The sequence below is a fragment of the Paraburkholderia susongensis genome, from assembly GCF_900177725.1.
GTDB classification, from domain to species: Bacteria; Pseudomonadota; Gammaproteobacteria; order Burkholderiales; family Burkholderiaceae; genus Paraburkholderia; species Paraburkholderia susongensis.
This window is the reverse complement of sequence record NZ_FXAT01000001.1, coordinates 557572-581347: the sequence shown is the minus strand read 5'-3', so window position 1 is coordinate 581347 and position 23776 is coordinate 557572. Positions and strand designations below refer to the sequence as shown.

Below are 23776 nucleotides of genomic sequence, written 5' to 3'. Positions count from 1 at the left end.
TGTAATAAGCAAAGCAAACTATTTGTGGGCCACGTCGAGCAGGGCGAGGTGCCGCGCTTCGGTTTCGCCGTCGGCGGGAAACATGCATTCGATCCGCAACTCCTGTGCGGCCACAGTCAATGGCGTTCCGACCGTGGTGATCATCGAGAAGTAGTTGAGTACCTCGCCGCCGTTGATGAAGCCCATCGGCACCATCGGCAGCATGGACGCAGAACCGGCCATGCCTTGTGATCGCCATTCGGGGCGCACGCCGGGGTAGGACAGCAGTGCATCGAGGAGCTGCTGTGTCTGAAGATCGACGACATGGCCCACCGATTCGCGTTGCACGCGCTGGATCAGACTGCGCGCCACCGTCTCCCAGTTGGCCACATGTGGCCGCATACCTTGGGGATCGAATATCAGGTGCAGGATGTTGCGCGGCCCCATGCGTGCCTCCATGTCGATGAAGCAGTTGAAGAAGTCCGGCGCGGCACGATTGGTCATCAGCACGTTCCAGTACCGGTCCATGACGATCGCGGGAAACGGTTCGTGCTGCTGAAGAACACGTCCGGCCGCGTTTGTCACGAGCGACATTTCCTGGGCATTCCACTCCGCTTCCGAATACATCGGCGCGTATCCGGCCGACAACAGCAGAACGTTGCGTTCGCGCAGCGGCACCTCGAGCGACTGTGCGATATTCAGTAGCGTCTGCCGTCCCGGCACACTTCGTCCGCTCTCGATGAAGCTGATCTGCCGTTGCGAGATGCCTGCGTCGAAAGAGAGATCGAGCTGGCTGACGCCTCGCACTTCTCGCCAGTGCCGTAGTAGTCCACCCAGTTCCTTCGGCACTCGCTGGTTGAGGTTCAATGCGTTCATGGTCCTCCCGTATGTATTAGGACAAACGCTCCGTTGCAGCCGATCGGCGATCGGACTCGACCGGATACCGGAATATTTCGATTCGCCACCATTCCGGGCAATTACTTCGCATGTAATCGCCACATCTCACCAGGTGTCGATTCGCCGGTTCGATCCCGTTATGCGGTCATCGGCAAAGAAGGGGTTGACATAGTCGGGCGCAGGTCTATAGTGATTTGCATGCATACAAATATATATTTGTACTAACCCAAAAATCGCAAAGGTAGAGATCGTGACTATTCCATTGGACATTCATCTGAAGATCGGCGGCATCATTTTCCCGAACATGGATCAGTGCGACTTCACTGGCCCATTCGAAGCGCTAGCGCGTGTACCGAACTCGTCGTTCATGACGATCTGGAAGGACAGGAATCCCGTGCGGGATCTTGCAGGCATGCAATTGCTCGCTGACACGACATTCGACGAAGTCCCGCAACTGGACGTGTTGCTGGTGCCTGGCGGTTATGGCCAGGAAGCGCTGATGAACGACGAAACTGTGCTGTCGTTCATTCGCAGGCAGGCAGCAGGAGCACGCTATGTGTACTCGGTCTGTACGGGCGCATTGATTTGCGGCGCGGCGGGCCTGCTGCAAGGCAAGCGCGCCACAACGCACTGGACCGCGATGGACGTCCTTCCGCTGTACGGCGCAATTCCGACCGACGAGCGGGTCGTGATCGATGGTCAGTTCGTGAGCGCCGGTGGCGTCACATCCGGAATCGACGGGTCGTTGATCGTCGTATCGCTTTTGCGCGGTGAGACCGTCGCGCAGGAACTGCAGCTCTACATGGCTTACGACCCGAAGCCACCATTCCACGCCGGGTCTCCCGCAACTGCGCCGGATTCGATTCTCGCGACCATCACCGAGCGGGCGAGGGCGATCACGGAGAAGCGTATGGCCACGGGCCGTGCGTACCAGTCGCGTATCGGGGGCGCGTAATCGATGCCACGGAGTCAAGCGAGGAAGACAGGGCCGTCCGCGCGATACGGTCGGCCTTGGGGTCCACTAGCTGCACGCTGAATCGGGTGTTGTGCCACGCGTGGACAGGCGTGTCACGCGATCAGTGTCGTTGCCGTGGAGTGAGAGATGCTCAGGAGTGCTTCGGTGAACGCGAGACTTTGCTGCGTCGTCATGCGCGACGACGTCACGCGGATTCCGGGCTGTTCGGTGACGCAGAATTCGCGGCCAGGGCAGACGAGCCAACCCGCATCGAACAGCCGTTCCGCCACTTCCGTTTCGTTCTGGATGGGTATCCACAGATTCAGCCCGGCGCTGCCGGTCACCTTGAAGCCTTTCTTTTTCAGAGCGGCCTGAAGTGATTGATAGCGATCGCGGTAAGCCAGACCGGCCGCCGTGATTTTTTTCTGGACGGACGCGCTCGTCAGCAGTTCGAATGCAAGCCGCTGCAAGAAGGTGCTGATCCAGCCCATGCCCACGCTCTGTCGGCTTTCGAGCTGGGCGATCGTTTCGGCATCCCCGGTCGAGACAGCGATGCGGAAATCCGGCCCGAGCAGTTTCGACAGCGACCGCACCGTCAGCCAGCGCGGCGCGTCGGTGTGCCATGCGTAGTAGGGGGCGAGTTCGAGCAGGTTCGAGTGGTCGTCGTCGATGAACAGTACCTCGCCGGCGCTGCCCGCCACACGCTTCAGTTCCGCAGCGCGCGACTTCGACGTGGCGATGCCGGTCGGGTTCTGCGAGCGACTGCAGGTCAGTACCGCTTTTGCTCCGCGCTTCAACGCCCCGCGCAGGCTCGCCGGCACGATACCGTTCTGATCGAGCTCGAGCGGCAAAAGCTGGAAGCCCATCGACCGGGCGAGAGCGAGCAGGGTCATGTAGCTGGGGTCTTCCACCGCAACCCTGTCGCCCGGCTCCAGACCGAACGCGCTCAGCGCCCGCTCGACAAGGTCCAGCGCGCCCGCTGAGACGAACACGCCGTGCGGCACGTCGACATGGTCAGCGGCGAAGCGCTCCGTGGCCCAGTCGAGGAACGGCCCAAAGTTGCGCCGTTCGCCGTATAGATGATGGGCGACCGTCATTCGGCCGAGCGCGTTGCGGATTTCCGCTTCATCCGGCAGAAATTCGATGTCTGGATTGCCGTCCCGCACCGACAGTGTTTGCCGGCTGTCGCGAGCCGATGCGCCGCGATCTTGCCGCGACGAAGCCTGCGCGAAAACGGTCGAGCCGCGCCTGCCGTCCGCCGTCACGAGGCCGGCCTGCTGAAGCTGCCGATAGGCGGCGACCACCGTGTTCTTGTTGATGCCAAGGTCTTCGGCGAGCGAACGGACGGTTGGCAGTGCATCGCCGGGCTTGAGCCGCTCGTCGAGTATTGCCCGTTCGATCGCACGCCGGATGGAATCCGCCTTGCCTTCCCGAATTTCCTCTCGCGTCAGTTTGAACATGGCCTGTTTCCATACGGTGACATCCTTCGTTCAGATAATACAATACACAGGATGTATTAGTACGTAACAGGTTGAGATTCGTCCATAACGTGTGAGGACTGAAATACATGCTTGCGTATCAGACCGTCGATAAAGGCGGCCCGCAGGTTTCGATTGCGTTCGTACAGATCCGCGTCGAACCGCTGGTGTGGGTAACGTGGGTAACGGGTCGTGCCTGGTGTGCTTGCGGACGAGAACATTCCGTGGCGCACGGTGTTCGAGAGTGGAAGCATCGAGGCGACGCTACGGGCGCGCCTCGAGTTCGGTCCTCGCGCAGTGCTGCAGTATCTCGATGCGGCGTACTCTTTTGTCCTTTGATCGCGGAAGCATCACCTCAGTCAACAGCTGCTTTCCAGCTTGCGCATGCGCCGTTCGAGCTCGGCAAGGTCTCGCGCGCCGGCAAGGTACTGATCATCAAGGCGTTGTTCGGCGCGGTCGAACCAGCGGCCAATCTGAGTGAGAAGGAAGGCAAACATAATAATCTCCGAGAAATTGCTTACCAGTGACGCAGTCGGCCGGACGCGGCGCGATGCATGTGTCTCGCGGCTGTTCTCCGGCACCGTTCGACGATTCAATCGTAGGCGGCAAATATGCTTACGTATACTTATCGTTTCTTATGCAATACATTAACCATTCTGTTGAATCAACCTGCTTTTTCAGGAGGCACCTACGGTGGAAGTCGGTCGACTGCGGGCGCTCCTGGAACTGGCGCGGTGCGGCACGATGGCCGCCGCCGCTGAGGCTCTGTTCCTGACGCCCTCGGCGGTGTCACAGCAGATCGCACAACTGGAAGAGGAGGCCGGCGTCAAGCTTACGGAGCGCATCGGCCGCGGGGTCAGGCTTACTCCCGCCGGCCACGCGTTGGTGGGGTACGCCGAGCGGCTGATGGTTGTGCTGGACGAGGCTCGGTCGGAAATGGCGGAGCTTCGGCGTGAAATAGCCGGCGAGCTGCGCGTCGCCGCGTTTCCGTCGATCGCCTCGGTTGTACTCCCTGACACGGTCAAGGCGCTGCAGCACGCGTATCCACGCCTGGAGATCGCAATTGAAGAATTGGAGGCGATAGACGGGGTTGCGGCATTGCGGTCCTGGAGAACGGACATCGCCTTGATTGACGATCTTTCAATCGTCGCGGGCGACAATCGGGAAAACGTCGCGATTGTGCCGCTGGCCGAGGACGTGTGGTACGTGACAGTCTCGACTGACCACCCGCTGAGCAAAAGACCGTCGCTTAGCCTGGCCGATCTCACGGACGAAACCTGGGCGATCGAATCGAGTGGCGGCCCCTTCGGCAGCTTCGTCGCCGATTTATGCCGCCGCGCCGGGTACGAGCCTCGGACCAACGCCATATGCCGTGGATCTGAGATGATCGAAGCGATGGTGGCCTCCGGTTGCTCGGTGTCGATCGTCCCCGGACTCAGGAGGCTACGCTCGCCGCGCGGCGTGGCATGGGTAAAGCTGAAGCCAGAGGTTCGCCGCAAAATCTACGTCGCTTATCGACGCGGCGAGCGCAACCATCCAATCGTCAAAGTGTTCGTCGAGGAAATCGTCCGGACGGCATCGAGACTCCTCGGTTAGCTGAATCGCGATGATCGCGCAGCCAGGCGTCTGTTAGTTGAACAAATAGTCGAACAAATCGGCCGCCCGGCCGTAGCTAAGCCGTGCCTAACTATTTCGCGTGGGTTGTGTGATCTTCGAACGCGGAGACGATGCCGTGATCATTGCTGTGATGCGCGCGGTATGCCGAAGGTCCTGATGCGTGACGAGCCAGATTTCGTAGGCCACCCCACGCGCGGGTTCCGGCCATATCTGCACGAGGCCGTCGTGTTGAGCCAGAGCTATCGGAAGCTCGCCGATACCGATGCCAGCCTTTACCGCGGTACGCAGCATGAGGCTGGAATTGAAGGTCGATACGATGCGCCCCGCGTGTATCGGTTCGCCAGCAAGAGTCGGTGATCGATTACCGGTCCAGCTTCCCTGATAGACGACAAGATCGTGACCCGCGAACGCGGAGCCAGCGGCGGGCTCGCCGTGCTGCTCGAGATAAGCATTCGAGGCAAAGAGCGCCATGGGCCAGCGAGCGAGGCGCCGCGCGACGAGATCGGGATTATCCGGCCTGACGGAGCGGACCGCGATATCCGCTTCACGCTTTGCCAGATTGAGCATGCGCGTCGACGTGTCCAGCAGGACACGCACTTCGGGATGCGCAGCGTGCAGGCGTTCGATGGCGGGAAGCAGGAATTCGAGCGCAATCGAGTCGGTGCTGGTGACTCTTACGTCCCCCGCAAGCCGGGTATCCGTGCCTTGCGTTCGTCTCACGAGTTCGTGTGCGGAATGTTCCATTTTCTCCGCTGATCTCAGCGCGGCCTCGCCTGCGGCGGTCAACGCGTAACCCTCGGAGGTGCGCAGGAAAAGCGTTGCACGTAGGGCGTGCTCCAGTGCCGCAATTCGTCTGCCGACCGTCGCCTGATCGAGATTGAGCGTCCTCGCCGCACCACGGAGCGTTTTTTCGCGCTCCACCGCGAGAAACACGCGTGCATCATCCCAGTTCATCGTGCCACCCTCCTGATGCAAATTTGCATCTCATTACCTGAATAATGCTGCGCTTATTCATCAATGTCGATGCCTATACTGAACCCAGGAGTTCCTCGTTTAATGATCCACCCGGATCAATCGAGCCTCATCAATTGAAGGAGTGGTATCCATGTCTGCTTCGACTTATCGTGTGCCGTCGTCCATGACGGCCATTGAGATCAAACAGCCCGGCGGTCCTGAAGTCCTGGTGCCGGCAACGCGCCCGGTGCCGATGCCGGCTGCCGATCAGGTTCTGATCCGCATCCACGCGGCTGCCGTGAATGGCCCGGACGTTTTCCAGCGCAAAGGGCTGTATGATCCGCCCCCCGGCGCTTCGGACATTCCGGGGCTGGAAGTGGCAGGTCAAGTGGTTGCCGTGGGCTCCGACGCGTCCCAATTCCGGATCGGCGAACTGGTGTGTGCATTGATTCCCGGCGGTGGCTACGCGCAATACGCAGTCGCGCACGCCTGCAACACCATGCATATCCCCAAAGGCCTGACGTTGGTGGAAGCGGGGGCTATGCCCGAAACGTTTATGACCGTATGGCTGAACCTGTCCCAGCGCGGCAAGCTGGTTGCCGGTGAATCGGTGTTGATCCATGGCGGCGCGTCAGGTATCGGTACCGCGGCGACCATGCTGGCGAAGGCATTCGGCGCTGCGAAAATCATCACGACGGTTGGCTCGCAGGCGCATCGGGAGGCCAGCCTGGCGCTAGGCGCAGACCTCGCGGTTGATTACCGCGAGGACGATTTCGTCGCCGAAACGAAGCGGTTTACCGATGGCAGAGGCGTCGACTTGATCCTCGACATCATCGCCGGCGACTACGTGGCCAGAAACTATGACGCCGCAGCCATGGACGGACGGATCCTCCAGGTGGGCGTGATCAAGGGACCGGCGAAGGATCTCGACATCGTGCCGATGTTGACGAAACGCCTGACGCATATGGGCTCGACATTGCGATCGCGCACATCCGCGGACAAGGCGATCATCATCAATGACCTGGAGCGGCAGGTCTGGCCGCTCATCGAGAGCGGCAAGATCAAGCCGGTCGTCTACAAGACCTTTGCGCTTGCCGACGCTCGCGGCGCTCACGAGTTGATCGACTCCGGCACCCACTTTGGGAAGATTGTCCTGACGACAGGTGCCGATCTCATTGGCTGAAGCCTGGGTTACCGGCAAAGCGGAGGTGGTAAGCCAGGCGGTAATCCTTTTGCCGGTTTCGCGATGGACGTCATGAAAAAGCGTTGCTTCCAGAGGTCGCGCACTGTCTCGCGATTTGCCCGACGATTGGCCGAAGCCGGATCGCCGCTTCGGTACGATCGTTCGCCATCAGTTCGTCATTAGTTCGCTATTAATTCGTCATTACGCGCGCCTCTTCGTCAGCGAGCCTCGACGGCATCGGCAGATGCAATCCCCGCGGCCGGGCGCCGGCCCGAACCGGGCCCACCCAGTTCGTGCAACGGCGTACGGTAGGTCTCGCGGGCCGTCCAGGCCGCGATCGCCGCGACGGCGGTGATGACGAGCGTGAGCGTACCGATCAACAGCGGAATGTCCTTCGTGCCCGGCGGCGCGATGGCGGCGAACAGCGACGGCAGCAACGCGGTCAGTGCCATGCCGACGTTCTGCCCGATCGACATTGCCGACACGCGCGTACGGGTCGGAAACAGTTCAGGCATGAAGCTCGGAAACACGGCGTTGAAGCCCTGATAGACGATGCCCCACATCAGCACCGACGTGACGATCGCGACAGGCGCGTTGCCCGCGCTGATCGCATACAGATAGACGTACGACAGCAGTCCCGCGCCCAGAGAACCGACGACGACGGGGATGCGCCGCCCGATCCGGTCGGACAGCCGGCCGACGAACGGGATCACGATCACCGCGACGATGTTGCCCACCAGAGGTATCACGAGATAAGTGTCGGGGTGAAAGCCGATGCCGTAGGCCGGCTGCACCGCATAGGCCGCGCCGAAAATCGTCGCGACCATCGCGATCACGGCGGCCGACGCCATCACCGCGATGCGAACGATGTCCCGCCAGCTTTCGCGGAAGGCAACCCGGATCGGCGACTCGGGAATCGCGCCCTGCAAGCCTTCGTCGATGAATGCTCGGGATTCCTGAACGTTGCGCCGGATCACGTAGCCGGCTGCGAGCACGAAAGCGCTGAGCAGGAACGGGATTCGCCAGCCCCACGAGGCGAATGCGTCGGCCGGCAACCAGTACGCGAGCGGCATGAAGATGGCTGCCGCGAAAATCTGGCCCGCCTGCGTGCCTTGCAGCGCGTAGCTCGCGTAATAGCCGCGCCGTCCGAACGGCGCCTGTTCGAGAATCATCGAGCTGGCGCCCGAGATTTCCCCGGCCACCGCGAAGCCCTGGATCAGACGCAGCACGACCAGTGCGATCGGCGCGGCGATGCCGATCTGCTTATAGGTGGGCAGCAGGCCGACCGCGAATGTCGAGATACCCATCAGGAACATGCACAGCAGCAGCAGATGTTTGCGGCCGTGCGTGTCGCCGCGGCGCCCGAGAACGAAACCGCCGATCGGCCGTGCGACGTAGCCCACGCCGTAGGTCGCGAGCGATGCGACGATCGCAAGCTTCGGATTGCCATGCGGGAAAAACAGCTGTGGGAACACCATCGACGCCGCCTGGGCGTAGATGAAGAAGTCGTAGTATTCGAGCACCGATCCGATCCAGCCGCTGGCCGTCGCGCGCCTCGTTTGTTGCCTGGATGGCGCGGGGATTTTTCCGTCGATGTCCATTTGTGGTCTCCTGTTTGATGTTCGAGTGGGTGCCGCAGCCACGCTCGTGCGCCGCATAGCGCACGCGTGGCCACGGCGATCACGCCGTAAGCGGCGTCATGTTCATGAATGCGCCCAGATTGCCGAACTGGGCCAGAGCCATTTCAGCCCCGGTCTGGATGCGGCAGCCCGCGCGGCGAGCCAGCTCCAGGAAGCGCGTGATTTCGGGTGTCGTGACGACATCCGCGACGAGCGTGCCGGCGCGCAGCGTGGCGAATCGATCCTCCGCGATCGGCAGCACGTCGTTGCCGGGCATCCCGGCCGGGGACGCGTTGACGATGAGATCGAACGGATCGAGTGAATCGAACTGCAAGCTCATCGCCACCGCCGGGAAGCGCGCGGCGAGCAGCGCGCCGAGCCGCTGTGCGCGCGCGGTATCGAGATCGGCGAGCGTGAGGCTCGCAACGCCGTTCTCGCTCAGCGACCAGGCGATCGCGCTGCCGGCGCCGCCCGCGCCAACGATCAGCGCGCGTGTGCCGTGCGGCTCGAAGCCGTGGCGCCGCACGGCGTTGATGAAACCGTCGCCGTCGACCATGTCGCCGACCAGCGTGCCGTCGGCTTCACGGCGGATCACGTTCACGCAGGCGAGCGCCTGCGCTCTTTCGCTGAGCACGTCGATGCGCTTCGCGATCTCGTGCTTGTAGGGAACGGTGACCACGCAGCCGCGCAGATTGCGCCATGCGCGCAGCGTGTCGACGAAGCCGTCGAGCGAATCGCGTTGCAGATCGATGGGGATCATCGACGCGTTTTTGTTGTGACGCGCGAACCACGCGTTGAAGTTCTCGGGGGATTTCACCTGCGAGATGGGGGAACCTACGATGGCCAACAGCTCGGTCGTACCGCTAATCATGAATTGCACCGGACGTTTGTTGCGAACGGCACTCATGTTGCGACCCGGTCCGGCGTCGGGCAATGCCGTTATCGGGAGGATCGACCAATTAGCGCAATGGCGATGCGATAATCGCATTGTTTTTACGGTTCCCAGGCGAAATCATGGCTTCACCCGTCATTCACGAACGCGATCTGATCGTCGGTCTGCAGAAAGGTCTCGCGATCATTCAGCTGTTTACCGAGGACATGCCGCGGCTCAGCGTGGCCGATGTTGCGCGCCTTGCCGGTCTGACGCACAGCGCCGCCCGGCGCTTTCTGCTCACGCTCGTGCATGACGGCTACGCGCAGACCGACAGCAGGAAATACTGGCTCACCGCCAAGACGCTGCGCGTGGGCCAGGCTTACGTGGACTCGGCCCTTCTGCCGCGCATGCTGCGGCCGATCGTCGAAAAGGTCGCGGCCGAAACGCGCGAGCATGTGTCGGTCGCCGTGCACGACGGCGACGAAGTGGTGCATATCGTGCGCAGCCGCATCGCGAATGTGTCGTCGCTGTCGATCCGGCAAGGCTACAGACTGCCGATGTACTGCACCGGCAGCGGCCGCCTGTGGCTGGCCTCGTTGCCCGACGAGGAGGTGGACGCGTATCTCGCGCGGGTCGAGCGCAAGCCGCTCACGCCCTTCACGCGCACGTCGGTCGACGAGATCAAGGCTATCGTCGGGCAGATCCGCGAGCAGGGGTATGCGGAGCTCGACCAGGAGTACGAAGTCGGAATGCGCATTCTCGGCGTGCCGCTGACGAACCGCGCCGGCGAAATGCGCGCGAGTCTCACGATCACCACACAGGTGTCGTCGCTGTCGCTCGCCGACATCCGTGAGCGCCATTTGCGATATCTATATGAAGGGCAGGCGCTATTGCGGCCCATCATCGATATCTGATGGACGCGCGACGGTGGGCGCGTGACTGGTGGTCTGAACACGGATACGGGACAACAGACCGGACGAAATGGTTTGCTCTATGGAACCCGAAGACAGGTGACGCCACCATGATTAACGGTATCTGGCGCGGCAATTTTCGTCTTCATCCGGAAGGGCCACAGCACCTAAGCGAAGGTTGCATTACGGTTGTCAGTTAAAAGCCGTGCAGTAATGCACGGCTTTTTTCAGCGCTCCTTCCATAGTCTCTAAAGAAGTACCTCCAGCGAATGAAACAGCCGCCGCTTGTTCGGCTCGCTTGAGCGCTCCATCTCGTGAATCACCTCGCGAAAGCACTCGAAAAAGTAACTGGCGGCGGGACTCATTCGCACGTCCCGCCGTGACATGATGCAAACCGTCGACTGATCGACGACTTCCCGCAGTGGCAAAGCGGCCAATTCGTCTCGCATCAAGCCGATTTCAACGAGTGGCCAAGGATAGACGCCCAGCATATCCGTTTGCGTGAGCAGCCCCAGCCCGACCGAGACGGAATGGGCAAGATGGATGGTTTCAGGCACCTGCACTCCGTGCTTCCTGAATAGCGTCTCCAGCATCGGCGCTTCCCCGGCGGGATCCCAGGTCAGCAACCATTCCGCGTCCGTCAACTCGTGCAGCGTTCGGCAGTTCCGCTTCGGATGATCCTTGCGCCCGACGATCGCCGCCTGACTGGAAAATAGGGGAACGGTCTGGAACTCGGAACGTACCGGCTCGTCGGGTGTACGGCCAATCGAGAAATCAAGGGTGCCGTCGCGCAGCAATGGTTGAACGACGGCCAGTAGCCCCTCGTAGAACTCGAGCTTGACCTCGGGCATCAACGCACGGAATTTGATGACCGTCGGCGGCAGAAAGGTCAATGCGACCCACGGTGTCACGCCGATCGTCAGCTTGCTGGCGTTCGCGCCGCGCATCATCCGGATCTCGGAATCGGCCCGTTCGAGTTGCTTCAGCACTGATTTCGCGTGAACGTGCAGTGCACGCCCGTACTCGGTCAACGAAACGCCTCCCGAATGGCGATGCAGCAACTGCACGCCTAGATCGGCCTCGAGTTCTTGCAGCGCCTTGGTCACAGCAGTAGACGATACGCCCAGCGCACGGGCCGCCGCCCGAATCCCGCCGGTGTTGACGACGGCATTCAGCGTTCTGAGTTGGTGAAGTTTCATTGGACTGCGACGCGGTAAGTGATAACCAATGGTTTGCACTTTAACCGTTGCTTGGCTACCGGTCAAAGCCGACTCTGAATATGCTCGCGTATCAAACGAATCAATCGGAAGGTGACATGGAAAACGGAGTCATTCCGCCGGGGCTCGGCGCAAGTGAGCAGGAAATGATCGACTTGCGGCGGCAACTGCATGCGCAGCCCGAACTCGGGTTCGAGGAATTCGCGACCAGCGATCTGGTCGCACGACGGCTGCAGGAGTGGGGTTACGAGGTGCATCGGGGTTTGGGCAAGACGGGCGTTGTCGGGCAACTGAAACGCGGCGATGGAAAGCGCCGTATCGGTATTCGGGCCGACATGGACGCACTGCCCATCCACGAACTGACGAACCTGCCTTATGCGAGCCAGACGCCGGGCAAGATGCATGCATGCGGTCACGACGGCCACACCACGATGCTGCTGGCGGCGGCCAGGTATCTCGCCCAAGAAGGCTCCTTTAACGGCACGCTGAATCTCATCTTTCAGCCGGCAGAAGAAGGACTCGGAGGCGCGAAGAAGATGCTGGAGGATGGTCTGTTCGATCTCTTTCCGTGCGACGCCGTTTTCGGGATGCACAATCTTCCGGGGCTCGACACCGGCAAGTTTGGCTTCAGGCCGGGGCCGATCCAGGCGTCGTCCGACACGGTGATTATCACGGTCAAGGGGCGAGGAGGGCACGGAGCGGTGCCACAAAAGGCAGTCGATCCGATCGTTGCCGCCTCACACATCGTCGTGGCGCTGCAGACCATTGTGTCGCGCACCGTCGCGCCTCTTGAGATGGCGATCATCACGGTGGGGGCGTTTCATGCCGGCGACGCACCTAACGTCATTCCAGAAACGGTGGAACTGCGACTCTCGGTGCGTGCGTTGAAGGCCGAAGTGCGTGCGTTTCTGCGCGAGCGCATTACCGAAGTTGTGTATGCGCAGGCAGCGGTCCATCGAACGTCGGCAACGATCGATTACCGCACCGGCAATCCGATGGTGGTCAACGACGCCGAGATGACCCGGTTCGCGCAGCAGGTCGCGCTCGACTGGCTTGGCGCGGATCGGGTCGTCGTCGACATGGATCCTGTCACCGGCAGTGAGGACTTCGCCTATTTTCTCGAGCAATGCCGTGGCAGTTACCTGTTCATCGGCAATGGCGACGGCGAAGGTGGATGCATGTCGCACCACAACCCTCATTACGATTTCAACGACGAGTGTCTGACAACGGGCGCCGCGTTCTGGGTGAAGCTTGCCGAGAAGTTTCTCGTGTAGGAATCGGCTGGCGCAGGCGGTTTGAACAAGCGGTTTGAACGGCGTGCCGGCTTCAGTGCGGCCGGCCATCGTTCAAAGCGGGAAGTAGATCAACTATCAAAACAATCATCGGTGACCGAACACCTTTGGAGACAACAACATCATGGAAGATGCGCGTTTGCGAAACACACTAAATATGGACGGAGGAACCGCGACCGCCGGAGCGGGTGAGGGTGGTCTCCGCAAGGCGAAGTCGATCGCGGCGATCACGCTCGGCAACGGCCTCGAGTTTTTCGATTTCACGACGTACAGCTTTTTCGCTCCGATCATCGGCAAGCTGTTCTTCCCCACCGGGGATCATCTGACGCAGTTGCTGCTGGCTGCGGGATCGTTCGGCGTCGGCTTCATCACGCGACCGCTCGGCGGCCTCGTCCTCGGCGCCTATGCGGACCGTGCGGGCCGTAAAGCGGCGATGAATCTCACGCTGACACTGATGGCTCTGGGTTCAGCACTCATTGCATTTGCGCCGACCTACGCGTCCGCGGGTCTCGCCGCGCCGATGTGGATACTCGGTGCGCGATTGCTGCAAGGGTTCGCGCTCGGCGGCGAGGTCGGCTCGGCGACCACGCTGCTGATGGAGTTCGGTGGCGATCGGAAGCGCGGGTTGTACGGCAGTTTCCAGATCCTGAGCCAGGGCATCAACACGGTGTGTGGTGCGCTGCTGGCGGTGACGTTGAGTACTTTGCTGTCGCAGAACGCGCTCGAGAGCTGGGGGTGGCGAGTGCCATTCGTGATCGGTGTGGCTGCCGGGCTCGTCGCGATCTATATCCGCCGGAATCTTCGGGAAACACTGCCTGAGGCCGTTAGTTCGGAAGCGATCGAACTCTCGAAGCCCATCACGGAGGTCTTCAGAAACCACTCCAAGGGTCTGACGATCGGCATCCTGACGACGATCGGCGGCACGGCGGCCAACTATATCGTGGTCTATTACATCGCGTCGTACGCGGTGCAAGTGCTGAACTTCCCGATGTCGCTGTCATTGTGGGCGCCAGTTGCTTCAGCGGCGATCATGGTGGTCTGCGCACCGATCGCCGGGATACTGTCCGATCGCGTCGGGCGCAAGCCAGTTCTGGCGATTTCGCGATTGTTGCTGATCGCCGTGATATATCCCGCTTTCATACTGATCCATGCGGTGCCGACGCTGTTCGTCCTCGTCAGCGTGTGTACGGTTCTTGCGATCCTGTCGACCTTCACCATCGTTCCTGGTCTCGTGCTTCAGCCTGAACTGTTTCCTCGAAACGTGCGGGTAACGGGGATGTCGATCGTCTACTGCACTGGCGCCTCGATCTTCGGCGGATTTGCTCAATTCTTCGCGACTCTGCTGATTCAGTTGAGTGGCAATGTGTTCTCACCCGCGTGGTATCTGATCGGCTGCGGCCTCCTGTCCCTGACACCGCTGCCGTTCATGAGAGAGACAGCAGGCCGGCCGATTGATTGACACCGCGGATTGCTGCATCAAGCCGGCGCGCTGTCTTTCCAGCGCGCCATCAAGGTATTCGACGGCAACTTTTCGTTCATCAGCTTGCGGGCGGCTTCGATGCCCGACACCGGCAGACCGGTCGGATCGAGCAGACCGATCTGCACGAGCACGCTGGCCTGATCCCAGTAGATATGCTCGTTGTAGAGCTTCGGTCCGCGAAATCCGACAACCACCAGCATCGGAATTTCGACGTATTTGCCGGTCGGCGCGACGCCGGGCAATAGCCAGTCGATTTCGCAATCGTGCGTAAAACATAGGATGAATTCATCGACCATCCGGTCGACGCCGACCACGCGCGAGATCGGCACCATCTTCGTGTCGGCGGGATTGTTGTGGATGAAATGGTTCGCGTAGAAGCGTTTGAGCTCGGTGTAGCCGGTGCCGCCCGTCATCGTCGGGACGTGGTTCACGTAGGGTTGCGGCACCATCGTTTGCATCGTCGCTTCGGGGTCGCGCGCGGCGAATTCCAGGTAGAAGTGATGGTCCGCCAAGGCGCTTAGATCGTAGTCCGGGCCCATCGTCTTGCGGAAAATATCGAGGCTGCGTGTATGCGCGGGCATCGCCGCGGTTTTGACGAAAGTCGGGCCGCTGCGATTGAATGCATGACCGGCTTCTGGATACACGTAAAGCTTCACGTTCGGCTTGTCGCCGAGCGCGGTCTTGATCGATTCGACCGCTTCGGGCGGATTCAGCGGATCGGTTGCGCCGAAATGCAGCGCGACTGGACAATCGATCTTTGCCGCGAGATCCAACGCGTCCTGGATGCCGACGCCGTAATAGCCGACGGCGCAATCCACGCCGCAGTCCGCGGCTGCAAGATAGGCGAGCTTGCCCCCGAGACAGAAGCCGAGTGCGCCGACCTTGCCCGTCGATTGCGGCATCGAGCGCGCGAATTCAACTGTCGCGCGAATATCGTCGAGTGCGCGCGCGACGTCGAAACGCTGGTAATAATCGAAGGCCAGTGCATGATCCGCCTCGCCATAGCCGAGCTGGATGTTCGGCTCGAACTGATGGAACAGATCCGGCGCCAGCACGACATAGCCTTCGCTGGCATAGAGGTCGGCCACCTCGCGCATGTCCGCGTTGACACCGAAAATCTCCTGCAACAACACGACGACGGGTCCGCTGCCGGCTTCCGGCAACGCGAGATACGCATCGAATTGAGAGCCATTCGACGTGATCCTGATCTGTTTCGACATGAGGTTTCCTTCGTGGGTCAAAGGTTGAATGTGGGGGAGTGCAGCGTGTCAGCCAGCGTTGCCGACGCGGCTGAACCAGTCGCGAGGCGACCGGCCCTGGTCGGGTCCGAGAATCGAAAATCCGCCGTCGACCGGAATATCGACACCGGTAATCCACGACGCCTCGGCGGAGCAAAGGAAGGCAATCACCTGTGCGATTTCATGGCCCCGGCCGACGCGTCCCAGTGGATGCAGCTCACGCCCGACGCGATCCGCGGCATCGATCGAACCTTGCGCAAGCTGTTCGAGTGAAGGCGACCACGTCCATGCCGGCGATACGGTCACTGCGCGAATGCCTTCGGGCGCGAGCGTGACGGCGAGATTGCGGGTGAACTGCTGCAGGGCCGCTTTCGACGCCGGATACAGCGCGCGACCGGCCGCACCGAACTTGCCGCCCGTGCTGCCCAGATTGACGATGACGCCGCCGCGCGTCATATGCGCCGCGGTTTTCTGCGCGAAGATCGCAGCGGATACCAGATTGACGTTCAGCAGATGGAGCCACTGTTCGCGCGTCGAAGCAAGACCGGAGTCCGCATATGTACAGGCGTTATTGATCAGAAAATCGAGGCGGCCGAAATGTTTCAACGTTGCTGAAATCACGTGATCGATCTGCGCATCATCGGTGATATCGGTTTCGATGAAACGGCACGCGTCGCCGAGCGAATCCGCGACGGCCTGGCCCGCTTGCGCGCCGAGTCCGAGCGTCATCACGCATGCGCCTTGCGCCACCAGAGCGCGCGCGATGTCCGCGCCGAGTCCTTGCGTGCTGCCGCTGACAATCGCGACCTTGCCGGCCAGCCTGCCATTCGGACACGTGGAATGGGGTGTGCTCATGCGTGCTTCTCCAGTTGGGCGAGCGCGGTATCGACGTCAGCGATTTCCGCGAGCAAACGCATGCTGTCGAGCGACGCATCGTGAATCTTCGTATCGGCGGCTGCGCATGCATCGGCGGCGACCGTGACTTCGTAGCCGAGATCGACCGCGTGACGCACGCTCATCTCAACGACCGAATGCGTCGCCACGCCCGCAACGATCAGATGACGCACGCCGAGTTTCATCAGGATCTGTTCGAGCGGCGTGCCGATAAACGCGCTGGTCCGCTGATGCCGGATCACGAGTTCGTGCTCGCGCGTTTCGTCGGGCTGGAGCGCCTCGTAAAACGAGGCACCCCACGTGTTTTCCTGCACCGCGCCGAGTTCGGCCGTCTTGCGAAAAATCCAGCAGTTCTGTGTCAGATCCGCGTAGTCCGGACGAAACGCGATGCGCACGTGAATGAGCGGCAACGCGGCGTGTCGTGCGCCCGCGATCAGCTTCGCCGCGGCGGCGATCACCCGGTCGCGCGCCGGGTCGCTTGCGGAAAGGCCGACGCGGATCTTGCCGTCCGGATGCAGTATGTCGTTCTGATAATGCAACGCAAGCACGGCGGTGCGATGCAATGGGGGCGTTGACGAAAGGGCGGGCGACCTGACCATCACACGAACACTTCCAGGTTCGCGAATACATCCGCTGCATTGATCAGATCGACGCGCTTCAGATAGATTTGCCAGCCGCCCGATTCCTGCGCGACGAGTTTGTGCGTCGTCAGTCCCGCAAGCTGGCGCTGAGCGTTGCGCCATTCGGCGAGCATGAAGGTCGAATGGACGATCAGGCGGCCGGCGTCGTCGGTGCCGTCGATCATCACATTGCCGATCACGCGCGCGGTGCGCGTCACCGGCTGCTGCGACCAGTTGCGCGGATTCGTGATACGGCGCACGCGCACTTCGCGCAGCGTCGCGTCTTCCCAGAACAGCGAAATATGGTCGCGCGGGCTGGTTTGGCCGGACTCGTGCGGCATCCAGTACATGCCGTCGGGCGTCCACAGATCGAGCCAGCCGTCGAATGCACGCGTGTCGAGCAAACGTGCCTCGTGAAACAGGAACTGTTCGACATCGGCGCGAAGTGCGTCTGTCACGCGAACCGGATGGGCGGCCTGAGTCGAAAGATCGAAGGTGGTGTCGAACAGCATCAGCGCGCTCCTTCTTCAGCGGCGGTTTCGTTGAGCATGAAGCGTTTCCACGCCGCGAACTGGTTGCGCATCGGCAACTCGCTGGTGCCATTGATCGACACCATGCCGTTTTCGACCTGGCGATCGGTGCCTGCGTAGCGATGCATACTGATCCAGTCGCCGCCGTTGGTCATATTGCCTTGCTGGCAGCGCGCATAGACTTCGACGTCGTCCGGCATCACGTTCGACGACGGCGAGTTGATCACGTTCGCGTACGTCAGCGCGCGTTCGAATACGGAGTCCGGTGCGCCTTTGAGCTTGAAGGTCTGAATTTCGACCAGCGTTCTATCCACCGACAAAGGACGGATCACACGGAACTGCTGGAACACCGTATGCGGCGAACCGCTTCCGTAAATCACGGTGTTGTGCCGGTTCATGCCGAGAATTTCGCGTGCGCGGGTTTCGCCATACGCTTCGGCCAACGCGACGAAATGCGCGCTGGAAACCGGATCGCGTTCCGCCGCGGCCGGATCGAAAATGCCTTCCATATAGCCGTGGCCGTTGTCGTACGCGCGCAGTTCGAGCTTTTCCCAAAATTCGTAGGGCTCGCCGTTGCCTTCCATGATCAGCAGTTCGAACGGCAGCGAGCCTTGCTCCTGCGCTTGCGACCGCGCGGACACCACCGACGATTCGTGCGTCACCGGCGCGTGCATCGTGTCGTGCAGATTCTCGTAGAACACTTTCCAGTTCGAGCGTTGCAGGACGCGGAACACGCCGCCTGCCACTTCGACCTCACCGACCGGCGAGCGGTCGCACAGGTTGTCGATCGACGACGCGACGCCGTTCAGGAATTCCTCGAGCCCTGGCCCTTCGGCCGCCTGACTGGCGAATACGAAGCCGCGATATACACCGACGCGCGCCACTTTGCGCATTGAAAAATCCGGATGCTTCGGATCGAAACAGGTGTTTTGCAAGCCGTTTTTCAGCGGCGCGGACAGATGGGTGCCGTCGAGCTTGAATGTCCATGCGTGATACGGACACCGAAAGAACCTGCCGGTCGTGCCGTCGCCGTCGGGTACGACTTTCGCGCCTTTATGCGGACAACGGTTGTAGACCACCTGAATCTGACCGTCGGTGGCGCGCACCATCACGACGTCCTGATCGCCGAGGCGGGTCGTGTGATAGTCGCCGGGGTGCTTCACCTGGCTCTCGTGGCCGACGTAAATCCACGCCTGGCCATAAATGCGCTTCATTTCAAGCTCGAATATCTGCGGGTCGGTGTAGACGCGCTTATGCACGCTGTCCGGGCGTACCAGACTCGCGAGGGTCTCGTTGGTAAGGCTCATTCGGCTTCCTTGAACGGGGAGGGAGTTATAGGTCGAGCACAATTCGCGACGAGGCCGCGCGCGATACGCACGGACAAAAATCGCCGCGCGCGCGGTCCTGGCTCGACAGGCAGATATCCCGGTGATCCGGCGTACCGTCGATCACCTGAGTCGTGCAAACGCCGCAATCGCCGCGCCGGCAGTCAAAGAGCGGATCGAGTCCCGCGTCGATCATCACGTCGAGAATGGTCTTGTCCGCCGGCACGGTCAGCGTCATGTCGCTGGCTTTCAGCACGACCTCGAAGGCGGCGTCGGCGGTGCTGTCCTGATCGGCGGCGAACAGTTCGCTATGCACGTGCGAATCCGGCCAGCCCAGCGTCTTCGCTTGCGCGAGCACCGCTTCGATCAACGGACGCGGACCGCACACATACAGATGGCGGCCAGCTTGAGGTGCACCGATCGTGTCGGCGAGCGGCATGCCATTGCGCGGATCGCCGCCGTCGAGCCAGCAGGTCGCGGCGGGCATGGCGAGCACCTCGTCGCGATACGCCATCAACGCGGCTTCGCGCGCCGCGTAGTGAAGCGCATACGCGGTCCCGCTCGCATCCAGCGCGCGGGCCATCGCAAGGATCGGCGTGATGCCGATACCGCCCGCAATCAGTAGCGCATGTCGTGTCGCGGCGTCGAGCGGGAAATCGTTGCGCGGCACGCTGACGTCGAGTTCGGCGTCGATCCGCAGTTGATGCACCCAGCGCGAGCCGCCGCTGCTCGCCGCTTCCAGTTGCACGGCGATTTCGTAATGACCGGTGTGATCGGGCGCGTTGACGAGCGAATACGCGCGACGTTGGGTGCGGCCGTCGATCGGCACGTGCAGGCCGATATGCGCTCCCGCGCTGAAGGCGGGAAGCGCCGCGCCGTCGATGGGGACGAGCAGCAAACGCCGTATGGTCGGCGTCAAGGCGTCGATACGCGCAACGCGCATGCGCAGCGTTGTCATCCGTGAAACTCCTTTGATTGCATTGCGGGTCAGTCGAATCGACTGTAAAACAGCATTTTTTTGGCCTATAGCCGTGGATCGCAGCCGTTATCCAGAATGCGCAAGTTTGTTTCGGTCAGAGACGCGGCGCATGCAGGCGCCCTCGCGCGACGGGTGGCGAGGGGGAAATCGCGCAAATCGCGGAAAGAGAGACCTTGTACTGCGACGTTTAAACGCCACGTTGTCGCGACGCGCGCAGCGTGTCGGACGGGGTTTCACCGAACTTCTCGCGGTACGCATTGGCGAAGCGGCCGAGATTGACGAAGCCGCAACTCAGCGCAATGTCCGCGACACGATCGGTGTCGCTCGCGCGCATCAGCATTTCGCGCGAGCGCTCGATGCGCGCTTCGCGGACCAGTTGCATCGGGCTGACGCCGCGAAACCGGCGGAAGCTGTGTAGCAGCGTGCGCACCGGCACGCCCGCCGCGTCGGCGATATCCGGCAGCGTCAGCGGCTCGCATGCGTGCTCGCTGATATAGGCTTCGGCGCGGCGCACGGTACGCGGCAGCAGCACCGACGACTGCGCGCGTTCCTGGCTGTGATGCGGTTGTCCGGTGAGCAGCAGCATGACCAGCAGCCGTTCGATCTCGACGGCGATGCGCCGGTCGCGCTGTGCCAGCGCCACCGTCTCCGGCGACGACGTCAGACACTGCAATTGCGCAAGCCACGGCGCGAGTTCCGGTCGCGACAGGTCGATGACCGGCTCCATCTGAAGATGCTCGAAGCCGGAATGCGCAAGGATCGCCTGTTTGTCGACGCGCACGAAAAACTGTTCGCAGTCGCCGGAAAACGTGCCGCCGAAGCGCGTCGACGGACCGACCACGACGCCTTGCGACTGCCCGATGATGGTGCGGCGCGACCCGACCGACACGTCCGCATAGCCGCTCAGGCTCAGGATCACGAGGTAGTAATCCTCGATCTCGCCCGCTTCGACGCTCATCGCGCCCGCATAGCCGAGCGAGCCAAACGCGAGATTCTCGAGCCGCACGTAATTCATGTACGCCGAATGACCGGGCTGCGACGGACCCGGCATCAGCCGATGCGGTTGCAACACGGTCGCGATGCGTTGGCGTGTGTCGTCGACATCCGTGGATTCGAAATAGCGGTACTTGCGAAGGGCGGCCGGCGCGATCTGTAAGGGGACTGGCAGCATCAGATGGGCACTCGTCAACAGGTTGCGGGGAGCGAGGCGTGAGCAAAGTTACGGTCTTTTGCGCATCTGTCCCGATGATGACTGCCACTTTACCTTTTTATGACCCGAGTCAAAAACAGGGCTTTGACCGATTGCGGGCGCTTGCCAGAGGTGGCCGTGTGCTTTACGCCGCTGATTGAACCAGTCGACCCATTGCAACGATTGCGATCTGAAGATGGCGCGACGGTGGCGCTCCATAAGAGCGCTGCCTGTGAACCGCCGCTACGATTTAACATCGGCAACAACCTGCTCGCGCCAGCGCAGATAGCACAACGCACCGGCGGTAATCGCAAGCGGCCAGAGCAGATACCACCCTGTCGCAACACACAGCCCGATCACTGCGGCAAGCGCAACCCGCGCACCACGTTGCGCCCAGCTGCCGCGCGGCAGCAACCTCAGCGCGGACGCGACGCCAAGCGCATAGACCGTAACGAACGAACCGGTCGTCAACAGCACGAGCGGGCGCGGATTGACGCCCGTCAGCGCCACGGCGCACAGCGCAATCGACGCGAGCACGGCCACGAGCAGCAGACTGCGCCGCGGCACATCGCCGGCCTGGCTGCCGCGTGCGAGCCACGCGGGCAATGCGCCGTCGCGCCCGAGCGCGGCGCCGAGCTTGGCCGCACCGGCGAAATACGCGTTCATCGCGCCGAGCGTGAGCAACAGCGCGATGACGGCGGCGAGCACCTGCACCTGTCCGCCGAAGCCGCGCGCAAGCAGCTCCGCGAGTGGCGCGCGCGTCGAGCCCGCCGCCGGTCCCAGCACGAGCACGCTCGCGCCCGCCACGCCAAGATACAGCGCACCGACGACGACAACCGCAATGCTCGCCGCGAGCGGCAGATCGCGCTGCGGATGCCGGAATTCGGCGGCGAGATGGGTGATCGCTTCCCAGCCCGAGAAACTCCACACCAGCAGCGCTGCGGCGGGGCCGATCGCGGTCCAGCCGTGCGGTGCGAACGGATGCAGATTCGCGAGCCGCGCATGCGGCGCCGATGCCCCGACCGCCGCGAGCAGCAGCACGACGAGCACCGCCGCGAGCCCCAGTTGCAGACGCCCGGATACGCTGACGCCGAACGCATTCGCGGCCGTCACGGTCAGGATCAGCATGGCGGCCGTGGCGACCACGGTGGTCTCGCCGCCGCCCAGCGCGGCTGCGACGTAATTGCCGCCAAACACCGCCGCGGCGGCGCCGCCCGCGGGCACCGCGAAATAGAAGCACCAGCCGACCACGGCGGCGGCACGCGCACCGAATGCGTTGCGCACGTAGGTCGAGACGCCACCCGCGTCGGGATAGCGCGCGCCGAGCGCCGCGAACGTCGCGGCGAGCGGCACCGAGATCAGCACGAGCGCTAGCCACGCGAGCAACGACGCGGGGCCCGCCACCTCGGCGGCGAGCGCCGGCAACGCGATGACGCCCGTGCCGAGCACCGCGCCGACATACAGCGCGGCCCCCTGCATCGCGGATAGTCGTCCCGCGCCCGATGCATGCGTCGATGCTGAGGCCATGCGTGCCAATCCCGGTCAGAAGCCGAACACCTTCAGCGCATTGTTGCCGCGCACCGCGTCGCATTGCTCCTTCGGCAGACGCGCGGTGTTCGCGAACGCGCCGCGAATGTCGTGCACCTGATGCGGCCAGTCGGTGCCGAACATCACCTGATCCGCGCCGACGACCGAGATCAGGAACTCCAGCGAAGCCGGGCTGTACGTGATGCAGTCGTAGTAGATATGGCGCAGATAGTCGATCGGCTTGCGCTTCATCTTGCGACGCTGCGGAATTTCGACGTCGTCGCCCTTGCCGAAACGCCCGGCCAGATACGGCAGTGCGCCGCCCGCATGCGACGCGATGATCTTCAGATTCGGATACTGGTCGAAGAATCCGTCGAAGATCATGCGCGTGATGGCGAGCGTCGTGTCGAACATGAAGCCGACGGACCAGCTCAGGTCGTACTTCGTCATGTCCATCAGCTCCGCGCCCGGCGGATCGGTCGGATGCACGAGCACCGGCAGCTTGCGACGGTCGATCTCGGCCCAGATCGGCGCGAACGCGGGATCGGTGAGGCTGCGCCCGGCAATGTTCGCGAGCACCATCACGCCGCTCGCGCCGTTGTCGCACGTGCGCCTGAGTTCTTCGAGCGCGGCTTGCGGATATTCCCACGGCAGCGACGTGAACCAGCGGATGCGATCGGGGTAGGTGGCCTGAGCCTCGGCAATCGTATCGTTCGATTCGCGCGCGGCGAGGCAACTGATTTCCTCGTTGCCCCAGTACACGTTCGGGCAGGTCAGCGAGACGACCGAGATGTCGATGCCGGATTCATCCATCTGGCGAATACGCATGTCGAAATCGAAGTGACCTTTCTGCGGAATCACGACCGGAGTGTTACCGCGAAACACTTCCTTCTGCCCGTCGGGGCGCGTCTGGATGTTGTACGGCGCGCCGCGCTCGCGCAGCAGTTCGAGCCATTTGTGCGTGAAGATGTGTGTATGAACATCAATGACAGGCATGCAAGATCTCCAGAAAAAGAGT

At 62.1% G+C, this 23776-nt stretch carries 23 protein-coding genes; 7 read left to right on the top strand and 16 right to left on the bottom strand.

Going from position 1 to position 23776, the window contains the following annotated elements; translation table 11 throughout:
• Window positions 1-18: 18 nt before the first annotated feature.
• Entirely contained in the window at window positions 19-855 is an 837-nt protein-coding gene (locus tag B9Z01_RS02620) for a helix-turn-helix domain-containing protein (RefSeq protein ID WP_085480691.1), read from the bottom strand.
• A gap of 271 nt (window positions 856-1126) precedes the next feature.
• On the opposite strand from B9Z01_RS02620, the gene B9Z01_RS02615 reads away from it, so the two are divergent.
• Window positions 1127-1831: a DJ-1/PfpI family protein gene (locus B9Z01_RS02615; RefSeq protein ID WP_244195907.1), complete on the top strand. Its 705-nt coding sequence runs from the start codon at window positions 1127-1129 to the stop codon at window positions 1829-1831.
• A gap of 113 nt (window positions 1832-1944) precedes the next feature.
• On the opposite strand, the gene B9Z01_RS02610 is transcribed toward B9Z01_RS02615, so the two are convergent.
• On the bottom strand, window positions 1945-3291 hold the full coding sequence (locus B9Z01_RS02610; RefSeq protein ID WP_085480690.1) for an aminotransferase class I/II-fold pyridoxal phosphate-dependent enzyme: 1347 nt from the start codon (window positions 3289-3291) through the stop codon (window positions 1945-1947).
• A gap of 377 nt (window positions 3292-3668) precedes the next feature.
• Window positions 3669-3806: a DUF3563 family protein gene (locus B9Z01_RS02605; RefSeq protein WP_085480689.1), complete on the bottom strand. Its 138-nt coding sequence runs from the start codon at window positions 3804-3806 to the stop codon at window positions 3669-3671.
• A gap of 196 nt (window positions 3807-4002) precedes the next feature.
• Here B9Z01_RS02605 and B9Z01_RS02600 point away from each other — a divergent pair, with 196 nt between their 5' ends.
• Window positions 4003-4905, top strand: a complete 903-nt coding sequence (locus B9Z01_RS02600; protein WP_085480688.1) for a LysR family transcriptional regulator — start codon at window positions 4003-4005, stop codon at window positions 4903-4905.
• Window positions 4906-4992: 87 nt separating this feature from the next.
• Here B9Z01_RS02600 and B9Z01_RS02595 read toward each other — a convergent pair whose 3' ends face one another.
• Window positions 4993-5880 (bottom strand): LysR family transcriptional regulator, encoded by an 888-nt coding sequence (locus B9Z01_RS02595; RefSeq protein ID WP_085480687.1) that lies wholly within the window; start codon window positions 5878-5880, stop codon window positions 4993-4995.
• 151 nt (window positions 5881-6031) lie between these two features.
• On the opposite strand from B9Z01_RS02595, the gene B9Z01_RS02590 reads away from it, so the two are divergent.
• Window positions 6032-7063 carry an NAD(P)H-quinone oxidoreductase gene (locus tag B9Z01_RS02590; protein ID WP_085480686.1) on the top strand — a complete coding sequence of 344 codons (1032 nt, stop codon included), beginning with the start codon at window positions 6032-6034 and terminating at the stop codon, window positions 7061-7063.
• Between the two features lie 218 nt (window positions 7064-7281).
• Here the strand turns inward: B9Z01_RS02590 and B9Z01_RS02585 are convergent, their stop codons facing one another.
• Together B9Z01_RS02585 and B9Z01_RS02580 are read right to left on the bottom strand one after the other, a co-directional pair.
• On the bottom strand, window positions 7282-8664 hold the full coding sequence (locus tag B9Z01_RS02585; RefSeq protein ID WP_085480685.1) for an MFS transporter: 1383 nt from the start codon (window positions 8662-8664) through the stop codon (window positions 7282-7284).
• 79 nt (window positions 8665-8743) lie between these two features.
• Window positions 8744-9553, bottom strand: coding sequence for a shikimate dehydrogenase family protein (locus B9Z01_RS02580; RefSeq protein WP_085481156.1), 810 nt, complete (start codon window positions 9551-9553; stop codon window positions 8744-8746).
• Between the two features lie 143 nt (window positions 9554-9696).
• On the opposite strand from B9Z01_RS02580, the gene B9Z01_RS02575 reads away from it, so the two are divergent.
• Window positions 9697-10470 carry an IclR family transcriptional regulator domain-containing protein gene (locus B9Z01_RS02575; protein WP_085480684.1) on the top strand — a complete coding sequence of 258 codons (774 nt, stop codon included), beginning with the start codon at window positions 9697-9699 and terminating at the stop codon, window positions 10468-10470.
• Window positions 10470-10667, top strand: a complete 198-nt coding sequence (locus B9Z01_RS02570) for a tlde1 domain-containing protein (RefSeq protein WP_085480683.1) — start codon at window positions 10470-10472, stop codon at window positions 10665-10667. The genes B9Z01_RS02575 and B9Z01_RS02570 overlap by 1 nt, the downstream gene beginning before the upstream one ends.
• Before the next feature lie 48 nt (window positions 10668-10715).
• Here B9Z01_RS02570 and B9Z01_RS02565 read toward each other — a convergent pair whose 3' ends face one another.
• Window positions 10716-11666, bottom strand: a complete 951-nt coding sequence (locus tag B9Z01_RS02565; RefSeq protein WP_085480682.1) for a LysR substrate-binding domain-containing protein — start codon at window positions 11664-11666, stop codon at window positions 10716-10718.
• 116 nt (window positions 11667-11782) lie between these two features.
• Here B9Z01_RS02565 and B9Z01_RS02560 point away from each other — a divergent pair, with 116 nt between their 5' ends.
• Window positions 11783-12958, top strand: a complete 1176-nt coding sequence (locus B9Z01_RS02560) for a M20 aminoacylase family protein (RefSeq protein WP_085481155.1) — start codon at window positions 11783-11785, stop codon at window positions 12956-12958.
• A gap of 175 nt (window positions 12959-13133) precedes the next feature.
• The gene (locus B9Z01_RS02555) at window positions 13134-14435 is read left to right on the top strand and encodes an MFS transporter (RefSeq protein ID WP_085480681.1); all 1302 of its coding nucleotides are present in this window, start codon (window positions 13134-13136) and stop codon (window positions 14433-14435) included.
• Between the two features lie 17 nt (window positions 14436-14452).
• On the opposite strand, the gene B9Z01_RS02550 is transcribed toward B9Z01_RS02555, so the two are convergent.
• From B9Z01_RS02550 to B9Z01_RS02510, 9 genes are all read right to left on the bottom strand, one after another.
• Window positions 14453-15676 carry a dienelactone hydrolase family protein gene (locus B9Z01_RS02550; RefSeq protein WP_085480680.1) on the bottom strand — a complete coding sequence of 408 codons (1224 nt, stop codon included), beginning with the start codon at window positions 15674-15676 and terminating at the stop codon, window positions 14453-14455.
• A 48-nt stretch (window positions 15677-15724) separates the two neighbouring features.
• Window positions 15725-16549 (bottom strand): SDR family oxidoreductase, encoded by an 825-nt coding sequence (locus B9Z01_RS02545; RefSeq protein WP_085480679.1) that lies wholly within the window; start codon window positions 16547-16549, stop codon window positions 15725-15727.
• Window positions 16546-17187 carry a cysteine hydrolase family protein gene (locus B9Z01_RS02540; protein ID WP_085480678.1) on the bottom strand — a complete coding sequence of 214 codons (642 nt, stop codon included), beginning with the start codon at window positions 17185-17187 and terminating at the stop codon, window positions 16546-16548. The genes B9Z01_RS02545 and B9Z01_RS02540 overlap by 4 nt, the downstream gene beginning before the upstream one ends.
• The gene (locus B9Z01_RS02535; protein ID WP_085480677.1) at window positions 17187-17720 is read right to left on the bottom strand and encodes an aromatic-ring-hydroxylating dioxygenase subunit beta; all 534 of its coding nucleotides are present in this window, start codon (window positions 17718-17720) and stop codon (window positions 17187-17189) included. Before B9Z01_RS02535 ends, B9Z01_RS02540 begins: the two co-directional genes overlap by 1 nt.
• On the bottom strand, window positions 17720-19045 hold the full coding sequence (locus B9Z01_RS02530) for an aromatic ring-hydroxylating dioxygenase subunit alpha (RefSeq protein WP_085480676.1): 1326 nt from the start codon (window positions 19043-19045) through the stop codon (window positions 17720-17722). The genes B9Z01_RS02535 and B9Z01_RS02530 overlap by 1 nt, the downstream gene beginning before the upstream one ends.
• Before the next feature lie 25 nt (window positions 19046-19070).
• Window positions 19071-20021, bottom strand: coding sequence for a PDR/VanB family oxidoreductase (locus B9Z01_RS02525; RefSeq protein ID WP_085480675.1), 951 nt, complete (start codon window positions 20019-20021; stop codon window positions 19071-19073).
• A 208-nt stretch (window positions 20022-20229) separates the two neighbouring features.
• Entirely contained in the window at window positions 20230-21213 is a 984-nt protein-coding gene (gene andR, locus B9Z01_RS02520) for an anthranilate 1,2-dioxygenase regulatory protein AndR (protein WP_085480674.1), read from the bottom strand.
• A gap of 261 nt (window positions 21214-21474) precedes the next feature.
• Window positions 21475-22758, bottom strand: a complete 1284-nt coding sequence (locus B9Z01_RS02515; protein ID WP_085480673.1) for an amino acid permease — start codon at window positions 22756-22758, stop codon at window positions 21475-21477.
• Window positions 22759-22773: 15 nt separating this feature from the next.
• Window positions 22774-23754 (bottom strand): amidohydrolase family protein, encoded by a 981-nt coding sequence (locus B9Z01_RS02510; protein ID WP_085480672.1) that lies wholly within the window; start codon window positions 23752-23754, stop codon window positions 22774-22776.
• Between the last annotated feature and the right edge of the window lie 22 nt (window positions 23755-23776).